The 13,800-nt window shown below is 43.7% G+C and carries 18 protein-coding genes, 1 tRNA gene and 1 pseudogene; 6 read left to right on the forward strand and 14 right to left on the reverse strand.

Annotated elements, in window-relative coordinates; all coding sequences use genetic code 11:
• Positions 1 to 25 precede the first annotated feature (25 nt).
• Positions 26 to 619, reverse strand: coding sequence for a C40 family peptidase (locus IWT5_RS04220; RefSeq protein ID WP_225360219.1), 594 nt, complete (start codon positions 617 to 619; stop codon positions 26 to 28).
• Positions 620 to 905: 286 nt separating this feature from the next.
• Between IWT5_RS04220 and IWT5_RS04225 the strand changes: the two genes are divergently transcribed.
• The gene (locus IWT5_RS04225; RefSeq protein WP_089108716.1) at positions 906 to 1,094 is read left to right on the forward strand and encodes an LBP_cg2779 family protein; all 189 of its coding nucleotides are present in this window, start codon (positions 906 to 908) and stop codon (positions 1,092 to 1,094) included.
• Between the two features lie 79 nt (positions 1,095 to 1,173).
• Here the strand turns inward: IWT5_RS04225 and IWT5_RS04230 are convergent, their stop codons facing one another.
• A complete protein-coding gene (locus IWT5_RS04230; RefSeq protein ID WP_089108717.1) occupies positions 1,174 to 1,674 on the reverse strand; it encodes an O-acetyl-ADP-ribose deacetylase in 501 nt (166 codons plus the stop codon).
• Positions 1,675 to 1,683: 9 nt separating this feature from the next.
• Positions 1,684 to 1,851: a hypothetical protein gene (locus IWT5_RS12190; protein WP_159459283.1), complete on the reverse strand. Its 168-nt coding sequence runs from the start codon at positions 1,849 to 1,851 to the stop codon at positions 1,684 to 1,686.
• Between the two features lie 143 nt (positions 1,852 to 1,994).
• On the opposite strand from IWT5_RS12190, the gene IWT5_RS04235 reads away from it, so the two are divergent.
• Positions 1,995 to 2,834, forward strand: a complete 840-nt coding sequence (locus IWT5_RS04235; RefSeq protein WP_089108718.1) for a DegV family protein — start codon at positions 1,995 to 1,997, stop codon at positions 2,832 to 2,834.
• A gap of 68 nt (positions 2,835 to 2,902) precedes the next feature.
• Here IWT5_RS04235 and IWT5_RS04240 read toward each other — a convergent pair whose 3' ends face one another.
• Both IWT5_RS04240 and IWT5_RS04245 read right to left on the reverse strand, forming a co-directional pair.
• On the reverse strand, positions 2,903 to 3,238 hold the full coding sequence (locus IWT5_RS04240; protein ID WP_143443080.1) for a hypothetical protein: 336 nt from the start codon (positions 3,236 to 3,238) through the stop codon (positions 2,903 to 2,905).
• A gap of 12 nt (positions 3,239 to 3,250) precedes the next feature.
• Entirely contained in the window at positions 3,251 to 4,417 is a 1,167-nt protein-coding gene (locus tag IWT5_RS04245) for a hypothetical protein (RefSeq protein WP_089108720.1), read from the reverse strand.
• 132 nt (positions 4,418 to 4,549) lie between these two features.
• On the opposite strand from IWT5_RS04245, the gene IWT5_RS12195 reads away from it, so the two are divergent.
• Complete coding sequence (locus IWT5_RS12195; protein WP_159459284.1) at positions 4,550 to 4,714, forward strand: hypothetical protein; 165 nt, start codon at positions 4,550 to 4,552, stop codon at positions 4,712 to 4,714.
• Positions 4,715 to 4,935: 221 nt separating this feature from the next.
• On the opposite strand, the gene IWT5_RS04250 is transcribed toward IWT5_RS12195, so the two are convergent.
• Positions 4,936 to 5,622, reverse strand: a complete 687-nt coding sequence (locus IWT5_RS04250) for a YjjG family noncanonical pyrimidine nucleotidase (RefSeq protein ID WP_089108721.1) — start codon at positions 5,620 to 5,622, stop codon at positions 4,936 to 4,938.
• Positions 5,622 to 7,072: pseudogene (locus IWT5_RS04255) on the reverse strand (MFS transporter). The gene IWT5_RS04250 and the pseudogene IWT5_RS04255 overlap by 1 nt, the downstream one beginning before the upstream one ends.
• Before the next feature lie 175 nt (positions 7,073 to 7,247).
• Here IWT5_RS04255 and IWT5_RS04260 point away from each other — a divergent pair.
• Positions 7,248 to 7,616, forward strand: coding sequence for a hypothetical protein (locus IWT5_RS04260; RefSeq protein WP_089108722.1), 369 nt, complete (start codon positions 7,248 to 7,250; stop codon positions 7,614 to 7,616).
• 90 nt (positions 7,617 to 7,706) lie between these two features.
• Positions 7,707 to 8,414, forward strand: coding sequence for an MIP/aquaporin family protein (locus IWT5_RS04265; protein ID WP_089108723.1), 708 nt, complete (start codon positions 7,707 to 7,709; stop codon positions 8,412 to 8,414).
• Positions 8,415 to 8,501: 87 nt separating this feature from the next.
• Here IWT5_RS04265 and IWT5_RS04270 read toward each other — a convergent pair whose 3' ends face one another.
• From IWT5_RS04270 to IWT5_RS04280, 3 genes are all read right to left on the reverse strand, one after another.
• Positions 8,502 to 9,164, reverse strand: coding sequence for a hypothetical protein (locus IWT5_RS04270; protein ID WP_089108724.1), 663 nt, complete (start codon positions 9,162 to 9,164; stop codon positions 8,502 to 8,504).
• 96 nt (positions 9,165 to 9,260) lie between these two features.
• Positions 9,261 to 9,333 (reverse strand) — tRNA-Ala (locus IWT5_RS04275).
• A gap of 65 nt (positions 9,334 to 9,398) precedes the next feature.
• A complete protein-coding gene (locus IWT5_RS04280) occupies positions 9,399 to 10,079 on the reverse strand; it encodes a Crp/Fnr family transcriptional regulator (protein WP_089108725.1) in 681 nt (226 codons plus the stop codon).
• 234 nt (positions 10,080 to 10,313) lie between these two features.
• Here IWT5_RS04280 and IWT5_RS04285 point away from each other — a divergent pair, with 234 nt between their 5' ends.
• Positions 10,314 to 10,652, forward strand: a complete 339-nt coding sequence (locus tag IWT5_RS04285) for a hypothetical protein (protein WP_089108726.1) — start codon at positions 10,314 to 10,316, stop codon at positions 10,650 to 10,652.
• A 74-nt stretch (positions 10,653 to 10,726) separates the two neighbouring features.
• Here the strand turns inward: IWT5_RS04285 and IWT5_RS04290 are convergent, their stop codons facing one another.
• From IWT5_RS04290 to IWT5_RS04305, 4 genes are all read right to left on the reverse strand, one after another.
• Complete coding sequence (locus IWT5_RS04290) at positions 10,727 to 11,116, reverse strand: hypothetical protein (RefSeq protein WP_089108727.1); 390 nt, start codon at positions 11,114 to 11,116, stop codon at positions 10,727 to 10,729.
• Between the two features lie 132 nt (positions 11,117 to 11,248).
• On the reverse strand, positions 11,249 to 11,458 hold the full coding sequence (locus IWT5_RS04295) for a hypothetical protein (protein WP_089108728.1): 210 nt from the start codon (positions 11,456 to 11,458) through the stop codon (positions 11,249 to 11,251).
• Positions 11,459 to 11,529: 71 nt separating this feature from the next.
• On the reverse strand, positions 11,530 to 12,810 hold the full coding sequence (gene pyrC / locus IWT5_RS04300; RefSeq protein WP_089108729.1) for a dihydroorotase: 1,281 nt from the start codon (positions 12,808 to 12,810) through the stop codon (positions 11,530 to 11,532).
• Positions 12,811 to 12,812: 2 nt separating this feature from the next.
• On the reverse strand, positions 12,813 to 13,757 hold the full coding sequence (locus tag IWT5_RS04305) for an aspartate carbamoyltransferase catalytic subunit (protein WP_089108730.1): 945 nt from the start codon (positions 13,755 to 13,757) through the stop codon (positions 12,813 to 12,815).
• Between the last annotated feature and the right edge of the window lie 43 nt (positions 13,758 to 13,800).

The raw sequence follows: 13,800 nt of genomic DNA on the forward strand, positions 1-13,800 counted from the left end.
AATAGAAATGAGGGTAAAGCGCGTGTTAGTTGACCGTACCAGCGAAACTTGGCATAAAGTAGCTGCTGATCGTTTCAACATCCACGTTTTGACCTGGCTGCGGTGCTGCTACAAACTGATTGTTACCGATATAAATAGCAACGTGGTGTGAAGCGCCTTTAGCACCCCAGAAAAGTAAATCGCCCGGTTTAGCTTGTGATACAGGCTTAGTCGTCACTTGGCTCTCCTGAGTAACCGTGTAGTGGCCTAAATGGCGGTTAGCCGCATGTGCATAAACGTAGTCCGTTAGACCGGAACAGTCCATACCGCGTAAAGATTCGCCGCCCCAGACGTAGGGAATATTCATCGTCGCAAGCTTTTTGGCCAAATTCACCACGGCTTTTGCGCGAGGTGTACTGGCTGTTTCACCGCCACTGATAGCTGCTGTCGAACTGGTTGTAGACTGTGTAGCTGCAGTATCGTTGTAATTGCTAGAATGACCTTCAACTGCATCATGAGCTGCTTTGGCCGCTGCTTGATTAGGCAAAGCTTGAATCGTGGCAGCTGAAGCCGTCGTCATCGTTGCCCCAAAGAGGGAAAAGGTTGCTGTTAGGATAAGTAAACTATGTTTTAATTTCAAAGTAATCACCTCATATAATATATTATTTATTAATAGTATTAATCATACCCGATTAACATCACGAGGAGATTACAGCGCAATTGATTTTTTGTAACATTTGTTTGCAACACTTTCTTTATTCTGTTCAACCCCAACAGAGCAGTCCTCAAGTCCCTTCCGTCATTCTAAGAAGCCATTTTAGCCATTAACCCGTTTCTAATTCTTTGGCGGACTCCCAAAAATCGTATATAATAAGATGTAGGTTTAGTTGTGTTTAGTTTTAAGTCATATCAGGTGGAGGTATATTATGGAGCAAGAAGTTACCGGTATTGCAGAAAAAATCATTCAATATCAAAAGAAGCATAATCTTACAGATACTGAACTGGCCTTAAATCTTCACATTACTGTTGAACGGTTACACAATATCAAATCAATGGAAAGTGACCCAACGACTGAGGAAACAGCGGTACTGAATCATTTTATCAGCGCCAGTTAGTCAGTTTGAAAGTCAAAGCTCACGAATTTGAAGCAACGCATTGCAGTAAAAAACAGCTTAGCCACCGGGCTTCCGGTAGTTAAGCTGTTTTTGTCATCACTTTTTCAAACGCGTCATAAGTCGCTTGATCAAACGCTACCAGCGTCACATGAAGTGGTGCATCAAACTCCCTAATCGCCTTCACGGCAATTTTGCAGGCGGGTTCTAGTGGATAGCCATAGATACCCGTACTGATTGATGGAAAAGCCACCGACTGACAGTGATTCTCTACTGCTCGCTTTAAACTATTTTCGTAACAATTGCGCAGTAACTTAGGCTCTTCGAAGGAACCGTCACGCCAGATTGGACCTGGTGTATGGATCACAATGCGGACGGGTAAATTAAACCCAGGTGTCACCTTTGCCTCCCCTGTTGGGCAGCCGTGGAGTTTTCGACATGCAGCATCCAGCTTAGGACCCGCTGCGCGGTGAATGGCACCATCAACGCCACCGCCACCAACTAATCCCGTATTCGCCGCGTTAACGATCGCATCACCTTTAAATTTGGTGATGTCCCCTTTAATCAGTCTTAAGTCAGCCATTTTAATCCCTCACTTCTTTTTTCTAGACCACCAATGCTTCTTCTGCCGTTTAGGTTGTGCCTTTTTCTCTTGCTGCAGCCGTTCCATTCCTACCCGCATTGGATTAGACGCTAAATCATTCAGATTTAAAGGATTTTTCCCCGATGCAGGCGATACACCCTTCTTTTCGTTAGTCATTTTTAAACCCAACTTTCATGTTTTGTGTGTTTTTTACGGTATAATACATTTAGTATGATTAGTTTAAGTATACTGCCAAACTTGAGCTTCGTAAAAATCGTGCGCAATAGTTTATGGCATTTATTTTTTAAAGAGGTGGACTTATGTCTATTCAAATCGTAACGGACTCAACCGTTCAGTTAACTGATGAGGAAAAATCAACATTGCCAATTACGGTAGTGCCCCTCATCGTTCGTTTAGGTCATCAAGAATTTTTAAACGATGGTGTACAAATCACCAATACGCAATTTCTGAGTCATTTAGTCAATGATGACGAACTGCCTAAAACAAGTCAGCCTTCTATCGGTCAGTTTTTAGAGGTTTTTGACCGGTTAGGCAAAAATGGCGACGAGGTTCTGTGCCTTAACCTGACTCACTTTTTGAGTGGGACTGTTAACGCTGCTAGACAGGCAGCAGAAATGACAGCAACCAAGGTCACCGTTGTTGATTCACTCTCAATCGATCGTGGCCTTGCGTTTCAGGTGATTACCGCTGCCAAATTAGCCAAGAATGGTGCGCCACTAGACACCATTCTCAACGCCATTGACCTGCACCGCTCCCATACAGAAATCTACGTTTTCCTTAACACACTGGAAAACCTTATTCGAGGTGGCCGGATCAGCAAAGCAGCAGGTGGCATCGCTAACCTGCTGAATATTAAAGTCATGGCCGAAGTTAAAAATGGTGAATTAAGGGTGGCGGCCAAGGGGCGCGGTAAACGGTTCATCCGGAAAGAAGTTGCTGACTTAGTTGAGCGGATCAAAGCCATTGCACCACCTAAGGTCGGCCTTACCCACGTGGATAACCTCACCCAAGCTAGTGAGATTGCTAATCAAATCAAAGCAGCATTACCCAACACACTCGTGACCATTCACGAAGCAGGTCCTGTTATTAGCACTTACACCAGCGTTGGCGCCATCGCTATCGAATTTTACACTGATTAGGTCTGACAGCTCAAAAAGAAGATGTTCCCCAAAATGGGCAGCATCTTCTTTTTACTTTCCACAAACCATCATGGCCGGTTTTGCTTAACGGCTCGGTTACGCTGACTATTTTCTTCATGCTGGCGTTCCTGCTGCTCCTGCTTAATCCGTTCTAAACGAGCAGCTTCGGCCTTTTGTGCCTTATCTTTTTCAATGATTTTGATTTTATGATGGTTATATAACCCTAATAGGCCAAAACCAACAATCACTTGAAACGGAAAGGCAATAAAGGTCATCAGTGAATAGGGCTGATGCGTAAATTGCGGTGACAATAAATCATACAGAATCAACAATATCGCCATTGGCACGATAATTTGCATGGTATCTTTAAACCATTTCGGCAACTTCTGCCATTTTTCCATCAAAGAAGATTCCCCCTAAAGTTCGCCCTGATTACGGAGCTGTTTTTCCGTTAGTAGCGCATCCAAATAATCAAACGCCACTTCGTCGATTTCACTTAACTTTATTAGAATACCCATTTTATCAACAACGGTCCCTTGTTCAACTAGGTGAAAAATAATCTGGTTATTGCCGAACTTGCTGATGTAGCCCACCATATTCTCGTCGTCACTCAATTGTAAGCGGATCACGCGCTGAAACTTGCTGGCCTGGCTTAATACTTCCTGAAACAGATTATCGTTACTATCAAATAATCGTTCATCATTCAAGCCTGGCTGCGCTGTAACACCTAACGTCCTATCTAATGTCATATAGGTCTTTACCACCGCTAAGTAATCGGACTTAGTCGTTACCTGTGCGATCGCTGTTAGTTTGACCAGCCAATAACCGCCAAACTGCCCCGTGATGTCGACTAAGTTCATCATAACGCTGTCAGAGCCGATGGTATTCACTCGGCCGACAAAAAACATGCCTTCATCTGCAACTGGGTTAATTGAAATCAGTTGCTGGGTTTCTTCAGCCCGATGCAAAACAGCCGCAATATCAGTTAGGCTTGACAACGATTCCTTTGCCACTGGCTTCAGGGTCTGTAGATAACCCATGGCAGCAGTCTGAAGCGTCAGCTCCTTGCCTTCAAATTCAATGAGTGAGACATCATCAAAGGTTACTGTATCAAAGGGACGCTGATCTAGATGAAATTTATTAAAAACTTGAAAGTCAAAATCCCGCTCAGAAATACGGGTTACTTCGCCTTCATGCAGTTTACCGCTGGTTTTATCGAGGATCATTACCGCGGCTTCTTCCACCATGGCATTCTCCAAGACCTGCCGAATCAATGGCCGTTTGGCGTTGAATTCAGTCGTCATCCGCCCAAAGGTAAAGAAGTGTTCAGCCGTCGCATTTTCAATCCGATAACGCATATTATCGAGGTCGTCGCTTTCAAACTCAACAAATTCAATCACGTCAAAGGTCAGGTAGACGGCGCCGTCTTCGCTGCCGCTATCATCAAAAGTCGTTAAAATAATGCCAGCATCATCAACAATATCAACATACCCGGTATAAACGATATCTTGCTTAGCCTGATAAACGTTCACTAAAGCTTTTCGTTGTAAGGCATATTGCAGATCATTCATGATTGAATTCATGGGCGCACCACCTCTCCGTTCGTTCATTTAACTATGGCAACACTGAAACTTTACGCTATTTTAGGCCTGAAAACAATCGATTTGCGTTAAAATGTAATTAAAATTAATTTTCATTAATAAGGGGATGTTACCATGCCAGAGAAGTCTCGCAAAATAGAGAAGCAACATGGCCTGCCAGAAATTAAAGCAGACGTCAAAACACCGCCTAATTCTGGTGGCATGATGGATTGGGGCCCGCTTTTCTCCTGGGGAAAGGGTTTGTTCTCAAAGATATTTAAACGTAAAAAGAGGTTGTGACACAACTCGGTAGATTCCAGAATATAACCGCAAATAACGTCATTCCGATGGGTTTTATCGGGATGGCGTTATTTGCGGTTATATGGCCTGAATCTGAGTTGTGGAACAGGTTAAGGCTATATTCAAGTAACGGAACTAAAGTAAATTTTAGGCTGTGTGTGAGTCGAGAAATTAGATTAAATCGTTATCGACATAGATTTATATCACAGCCTCCTTTTACTTTAAGCAACAATGCTTTCCAGTTTCTCAAGCTGATCAATTTCATAAGTTGGCTTAATTTCAGTTAAATTGGGTTGATGGTTAGGGTTGAACCACACCGAATCGAGCCCAAAGCTTGCAGCCCCCTTGATGTCAGAGGTTAAAGAATCCCCAATCACAATCGTTTTGGCTGGTTCATAAGCCTGAATATCGGCTGTCACCCGTTGAAAAAAAGCTTTAGCAGGTTTTTGAGCACCAACCAATTCGGAGATAAAGACGGCTTTAAAATAGTGGTCAAAATGGGCTGCTGAAAGCCGTTGTTGCTGCGTTTTAGCCACTCCGTTCGTCACCACATACAAATCGTGACTGCCACTCAGATCATTCAGCACTTGGGGGGCCTGAGGCATTGGTTCGTGACCTTGCCCTAAGTAGTAGCGGTAACGTTCTTCCATTTTTTGACCATCAATGTGATTGATCCCCAGACGGGAAAAGAGGGTTTCAAACCGCTGCACTAACAGTTTTGACTTGCTAATTTTACCTAGTTCAAATTGCTGCCATAAAGCTAAATTTTCATCGTGGTAAAATTCATAAGTAGCGCTACTGAGCGGCAATTTAAGCTCCTTAAATAACCCTTCTAGCGCCTGTTTTTCCGCTGCTTGAAAATTAAGTAAGGTATCATCAATATCAAAAAGTAATGTCTGGTATGCCATTAAAATTCATCCTTTACTGGCTCAGTTGGCCGTTTAATTAAGCGGTATCCGGTTATCAGCGTTGCAATTGCACAGATAATTGTGGCAATCAAAAAGGCAATATGCATGCCGTAAATAAAGACATCTGGTCGCCCTTTAAGGTAAGTGGTTACCTTCTCACCCATATCATGACCCATACCGGCAAACAGGACTGTTGTCGCAAAGGAAATGCCGACAACCATTCCTAGATTGCGAACTAAAGCATTCAAACCACCCGCGATGCCAAGGTTTTGAGGTTCTACTGAATTCATCACAATTGTATTGTTGGGTGCTTGGAAAATCCCGTTGCCAAGGCCCACAAAACCAACAATAGCGGTAAATAGCCACAGCGGCGTGCCAAGATCAGTTAACATGTAACCAATTTGACTCATTAAAATGATGATCAGACCGCAGAAGGTAATCAGTTCAGGTCCGATTCGATCCGACACCGCCCCCGCCATTGGCGCCACAATCACTTGGACAATTGGAAAGGCCATTAAGATAAACCCAGCAGTGTTTGGCTTTAACCCGCGGGCATTTTCCAAATAAAATGGCGAAATGACGTTAAAGAAGAAGTTCGTGACAAAAATCAGAAAACCGCATAACAAACTCATTGTAAAAGCACCATTTTTAAATAATGCAAACGATAATAGCGGCCTGTCAAGCTGTCTTTCGACCCGAATAAAAATTGCGCCAATAATAAGTGCAAAGACGAACAGGCTTAAAATCAGCGGCTGTGTGAAGCCCATCTCTTGACCCAGGAAGATCCCGACAAATAGTGAGACCATGAATAAAGCCATGGTTGCTGCACCCGCCCGATCAATTTTTTCGTGGGATTTGGTCAGATCCTTCGGTAAAATCGTCTGTCCAATGATGATGGTATCACCCCAATCGGGACGTTTAACCAGAAAATATACCCCCAGCTCAGATGGGATAATACAATACCGCCTAGTCCCGGCCCGGCAATCGACCCTAAAGCCACGAATGACCCAATCATCCCTAAAGCACGACCACGCTCACTAAAGGGGAAAACTTCTGTAATAATGCCGTTATTATTAGCCATCGTCATCGATGCGCCCAATGCTTGAACGATTCGAGCGGCTAATAATAGGTAAAAGCTCCCATTAGATCCAGCCAGTAACGAACCAAAAACAAAGAGCACCGTGCCAATTCGGAAAATTCTGATTTTCCCAATTGAATCGCCCAATTTACCGAACAGCAATAGCAGTGAACAAATGACAATCAGATAAATGGAAACGACCCATTCAGCCTGATTCATCGGCACGTTTAAATCACCTGAAATAACGGGCAGCGCAATGTTAACAATACTAGCATCCAAAGTCGACATGAACGTAAATAGGCCCACTGCCGCTAAGATCCACCAACGGTGTTTTTGAACCCGTTGGTCGGTTAAATAACTTTCAGTTGCCACGTTGTACCCCCCTTTTCATTGATTAAAACCATTCATTTACAAACTCTTAATCTACGCCTTTTTACCGCGTTATTCAAACACTTAAACCGCTGTTTAGTGAATTTCACTGCTAACAAATCACGCACCTTGCTTAACCGCGTGGGGACTGCTATTCTATATATTCGAGGTGGAAAATATGACAGAAAATCGGTACTATCAACCTAAAAACGCAAAGGATGCGCTTCGCTATATCGAAGGGCTATTTAACCAGTACGTTCAAGCCCCTTTAACAATGGAATTAGTGGCATACCACCAAAAACTGATCAAGCAAATTCAAGAAGATATCTTGCCAGCTGCGCAAAACGCTGGTCAGGCCGTTCAAGTTGAAAACGCGAAACAAATGCTTTTAACAATGCAGTCCTGGCTTCGGATCCGCATGAGTGGCCAGCCCTTTGCAGGTAAAATGCACCACTTTAGATTCGAAGCGGATAACGCCAAGCCTAAATTCAAACGTCACGTCATTAAGGGTCGCAACGGCGGTGCCCATCGTTCCGTCCGTCATTAGTAATTCAAGCCTTTGTAATCCGTCATTTAACCTGCTAAAATTAAGAAGATTTCTGATGACAAATTTATTCTATAAAAGGTGGGTGTCATTATGCATGGATTTATAGGGGAGTTTTTTGGAACCGCTATCTTGATTATCTTTGGGACGGGTTCCTGTGCTGCTGTTAACCTTAAGAAGACATACGCAACAGGGGCTGATTGGACTTATATCAGTCTTTCCTGGGGGATGGCTGTCACAATGGGAGTATACGTTGCTGGTATGCTTGGATCAGACGGCCATTTAAATCCCGCAGTCACTATTCCATATGCTCTGTTTGGCCTATTTTCATGGCACAATGTTTTGCCTTACCTGTTGGGACAATTTTTGGGGGCTTTTGTCGGGGCCGTTTTGGTCATGATTCAATTCGGCGCACACTTCAAAGCGACCAAAGATGAGGCATCTGGAAACACAGTCGGCATTTTTGCCACTAAACCAGCAATTAATTCACCTTTGTTTAACTTTTTTTCTGAAGTGATTGCAACCTTTGCTTTCGTCTTCACCCTACTAAACTTAGGTAATTTTACAACGGGGCTGAAACCCTTTATCGTGGGTATGCTAATCTTTGTTGTTGGGACTGGTTTAGGTTCAACAACTGGATTCGCCATCAACCCAGCCCGTGACTGGGCACCGCGGTTCGCATACACTATCATGCCAGTTCCTAATAAGGGCTCTGCACACTGGAGCTACGCCTGGGTGCCGATGTGTGGCCCGCTACTGGGCGGCATCATTGCAACGGCGATTGAAGTGGCCGTCAAATAGCCTTTGATCAACTTTTAAACCAGTTCATAAAAAATCTGCTCATCAGTGAATGATTGATGAGCAGATTTTTGAGTTTGTTTTAATAAATTAACGTGCATTGTATGCTGAAACAAAAGTTTGGACGACTTTGCTGACATCCGAAACGGCCCGATCTCTGATTTGTTTTTGAACATCAGGATTGCTTGGATCCGCTTTAATTTTACCCTGATCAAACTGTGTCTGAATTTGCTGCGTGTAATCAGGAATAACTGCCTTGAGTAACTTAACACTGGTATAAGTCGTTGCAAAATATTGAGCTGGCGAACTCTTAGTGATGGTTGCTGTGTATGTCTTTCCTTTATAACTCGGCAATAGGCCAGCTTTATACTGGTTTAATTTAACCCGGTATTTACTATTGCTGTACTTATACACGTCCATCCGATAAGTTGTTTTAGCCAGCTTATCTTTATTCATCAGCCGATAGTAAGTCGTCAAAGTCCGGCGGTTCTTACTTAACTTATACTTCGTTGGAACCGCATAGTGAACAGCGGGTTGCTTAAAGTCACCAAAGACTAACACGCTCCCTTTTTTATTGCCGCTCTTAAACGTTTGCCAGTGGAAAGTATAATCCGCCTGAGAAATTTTAAAATGACCGCTTGGAGTTGAAGAAATTGTATTTGAGGCATGTGCCGTGGTTGGTTGCTGCGAAGCCACGATTCCCCCAAGTGCTACCGTCAATACAACCAATAATTTTGTCCCAATTTTTTTCATTGTAACGCTTCCCCCTTCGAAAAAAACAATCACATCATAAGAATAATATCATTCAAAACGTTACAATACAATTGCTAACCCCTACTATACCAAAAGTGGATCCAAACGGACTTGAACCGTCGACCTCCTACATGCGAAGCAGGCGCTCTCCCAACTGAGCTATGGACCCAATATCACTAAAAAAAGACTACCACTAATTTGGCAGTCTGTTAAATCGTTAATTCACCTCATTAATCAATTTTCCACCATCATTAGGCCATCCACATCATTCAGCTTGATGTGGTTACGTCCCCGCTGTGAAATCAATCCTGAAGTTGAAAACTGTTTTAATTTACGGCTGATTGTCTCAGGAGAAGTACCAAGATACAGCGCTAAATCCTTTTTCTGCAAGGGTAGGTCAAAATCATTCGTTTCGAGCTCAGAACTGGTCTCAACCAAATAGTTTGCTAACCGCTCACCGACGCTAGTTGTTAAGGTTGCAGCGGCTTGGGCTTCAAGGTCAGCAACCCGTTTGCCTAACGCGTTGAGCATGTTAATTGCAACGGCCGGTGACTGTTTGATCAGCTTTTGAAAATCGTCTCGGGTAATCAAGCAAATTTGTGTATCGGTCAACGCTTCCGCACTGGTCTGCCGTTCTGTATCCTCAAACAAAACGGATTCACCATCAAAATCACCGGTTTGAAGCAACCGGATCAACTGTTCGCGGCCATTCGCCGAACTCTGTGTCACTTTAACTTGGCCATGAGCCATAATAATAAGTGAATCCGCATGGTCGCCCGCCATGAAGACAAATTCGCCCTTTTTAACGTGCCGGTCCTGAACCAAACTAGCCACAGCAGTAATCGTATCATCATCTAGCTGTTGAAAAATGGGAACTAATTTGACGCAGGCAATTGCATCGTGATTTTCTTGCATAACGTTAACCTCCAGTCAAGATAACTTCCATCACTATTCTAACCTGATTATACCAAACAGGACAATCATTTAACTTGACGTAAATCAAGTGAGCACCTTTCTATTAACTGGTCGTAGAAATCCGCTACTTTTGGCAAAGATTGTCGCTTTTCAGAAATTATCGCTACTTATAATAGCCTGCACGTTGAATTTTAGGCTTAGAAAGTTTTAAAATGAAAATGGAGGTGAATCGTCTTGAAAAAATCTGAGAGAGCGCTCAAAGAGAGTGTCATTATCGACATGAACGATTTTTTACTGGAATACGGTGCCAAAAAATTAGGTAATCGTGATGATCTTGCAGAGGTCATCTATAACGCTGCAAAAAAGGATGCTAAAGGCTTAGACACACTGTTTAAAGATAACGGCGAATGCCGTGAACGGGTCTACAAAGCCGTCGGTGAAGGCTTCCTAGCTGACCACGAGGCTGGCGTTTCAAAGGAACAGCTAGATAAAGAAGCTGATTCACTGGTTCTTGAAGCAATCAGTTACCTTGGTAAACATGAAAAACAAATGGATGACTGGAAATTCAACTAAGTCATTTTACTTACTCAACAAATCAATAAAGGCTAGTTTCCCGAATTTGGAAAACTAGCCTTTTTGTTTTTGATTTATTTAACGACAATATCGTAATGACCGCCGTAAGTTCCACGATCATGAACAACACCCATGCCTAATGGTGTCTTGATTTTAGTCCCAAACTTTTTGTTGTTGGCTAAAATTAAATAACCGTTTTTATCGTGGCCATTCAATGTATAGGTACCATCTGAAGTGTACGCACCCATCCCATAGACATGGGAACCGTTTGGTGAGTAATACGTAAAGACACGGTGATGATAATGAACGCGTCCCATTCGTTTAAAAACTGAAACGCTCATAATGGCGTCAGCTTTTGGATTATATTTTGATTTTTCAGAAGCGTTCGCTCCGGTCAAACCAGCAGCGCCCGCCAACATTAATACGGTGAGTAATAGAGTTGTGATCCAAGTTTTAAATGACAAGTTAAATTCTCCTCAAATTCCTAATTCGTTCTGAAGCAACACGAATCAGTATAATCAAAGAAAATTACGTAGGTATCTCAGCCAAGTTAAAATTTGTCAGTTTTTTGACACAATTGTCATAAAGCTGTTACATCACTCATACATTTTTTTAAACAATGCGGCTCGTAAATCGCTCCCAATGATTTCCAAAACGACCTTAATCAGTTGATCAGGCATGTAGCCGGTCACATCTAACTGGGCCTCATGGCCATTGACATGGGTAATAATCGTCCCTTCGGAAACCAGTTCAACGTTATATTTTGCCAGTAATGGTTTTAAAGTTACTAATTCTGTCTCAGTCATGTTGCTGCCCCCATTCTTTTTAACTTCTATTATAATGATTGGGGGTCAGCCAAAGCAATCATCATTAACGACTACCGTTTGTTAACGTACGCGTCCTGACCTGAAACGACAGTTCGGATCGTCTTACCCACAACTTGTTCACCAATAAACGGTGAATTATGCCCCTTGGATAGAAAATCCGTCGCCTTAATTTTATAAGGCGTGGTTAAATCAAACAAGGTAATATCCGCTGGCTTACCCTCGGCCAACTTACCGGCATTTAACCCAAAAAGCTTTGCCGGCTGAACGGCCAGCCAATTAATTAACTGGGCCAAACTGAATACGCCGGTTTTGACAAATTGGGTATAAAGCATGGCAAAAGCAGTTTCACTGCCCGTAATGCCGAAGGGCGCTTTGAGCATCGATTGCGCCTTTTCCGCATCCGTATGCGGTGCATGGTCGGTCGCAATCAAGTCAATCGTCCCATCTAATAAACCAGCGATCAGTGCCTGCCGATCCTGTTCACTGCCCAATGGCGGATTCATCTTCAGCATGGCATTATCTCTGTTTATCGCTTCATCACTCAGTAACAAATGGTGCGGCGAGACTTCGCAGGTCACGTGGACTCCCGCTGCCTTTGCTGCTCGAATAACCTGTACAGTAGCAGCAGAAGAAACGTGACAAACGTGGTAGTGTACGCCCGTTGCCGCAGCTAACACAACATCCCGGGCAACTTGAGCCGTTTCAGAAACGCTAGGAATCCCTGGTAATCCTAAACGCTTAGAAACATCGCCTTCATGCATGACCCCACCATATGTCAAACTATCGTCTTCTGCATGTGCAACCACTGCCAGCTTTAATTTTGCAGCTTGCTTCATGGCTTGATACATGGTTCCTGCTGTCTGAACACCGTTGCCGTCATTACTAAAAGCAAAGGCACCTGCTGCTTTTAAGCCGGCCATGTCCACTAACTCATCGCCGCCACGGTCAGTGGTGATGGTCGCATACTGCACCACGTGAACCGCACCGTCGCGCTGATTCAAAGCCAGCATGTTCTTCAGCCGTTCAGGTGTATCCGGTGCTGGGATCACGTTGGGCATCGCTGCAATAGTGGTATAGCCACCATGGGCAGCTGCCAAGCTTCCCATTCTAACCGTTTCTTTATCGGTTTGTCCAGGCTCACGTAAATGGACGTGCAGATCCACCAATCCTGGGCTAACAAATAAGCCTTGAGCGTCAATAATCTGATCCACTGGCACGTTTGCAGTCAAGTGCTCTCCGATTTTTTCAATCTTATCATCAGCAATTAAAATATCTCTGACCTGGAGATGACCGTCTACTAGGCACTGACCATTTTTAATTAATCGTCTCATGATTAGTCTTCTTCCACCAGTCCTTGGTACCGCAGCAAACTCGTCATGATGGCCATGCGCACGTAAACCCCATTAGCCATTTGCTGGAAAATTCGTGAACTGTCGCATTCCACTAGTTCATCTGCAATTTCCACCCCGCGATTGACTGGCGCTGGATGCATGATAATGGCGTGGTCTTGCATCCGTGCTTTACGAGCTGGTGTCAGCCCGTATTCCGCGTTGTATTTGACTGCAGTGAAATCTTTGTTTTCCGCAGCATCAAGCCGTTCATGCTGAACTCGCAGAAACATCATCACATCCATTTGATCAACTAAATCGTCTACAGGCAACCAAGTACCGTAAGCGTCGAAACGTTGGTCAAACCACTTCTTGGGGCCGCCGAAGAAGACTTCAGCACCAAGCTTATTTAGGACTTCCATGTTTGATCGGGCCACTCGTGAATGGGCCAAATCTCCGATGATAGCAACTTTTAAGCCTTCAAACGAGCCGAACTCTTCATAAATCGTCATCATATCAAGCAGTGATTGTGACGGGTGTTCACCGGAACCATCACCGCCGTTAGCGATGCCTAAATGAATGTTACGATCGTTCACTAAGTCGTTGTAATATTCGTTGTGCCGATCACGAATGGCAACCACATCTACCCCGATTGCCTGCAAGGTCTTCACCGTATCAGCCATACTTTCACCCTTTTTCACTGAGCTGACTGAGGGATTAAAGTCGACAACCTGCAATCCGAGTTTACGTTCAGCCATTTCAAAACTGGTGTGAGTCCGAGTACTATTTTCAAAAAAGAGGTTGGCAGCGTAAACCGGTCGTGTTAAATGAATCTGCTTGCCGGCTTTAAACGCCTGTGCTTCTTTAATAAACGCCATCACTTCATCGGCTTCTAAATCTTTCATACTGAGTACGTTTGCGTAACTTAACGGCTTGGTGGTTTCAATCATAGTTTTTTCCTCCTAAAATAAACGCGCCTTGCCGTGTTTGCAA

This window comes from Secundilactobacillus mixtipabuli (assembly GCF_002217925.1).
Taxonomy (GTDB): domain Bacteria; phylum Bacillota; class Bacilli; order Lactobacillales; family Lactobacillaceae; genus Secundilactobacillus; species Secundilactobacillus mixtipabuli.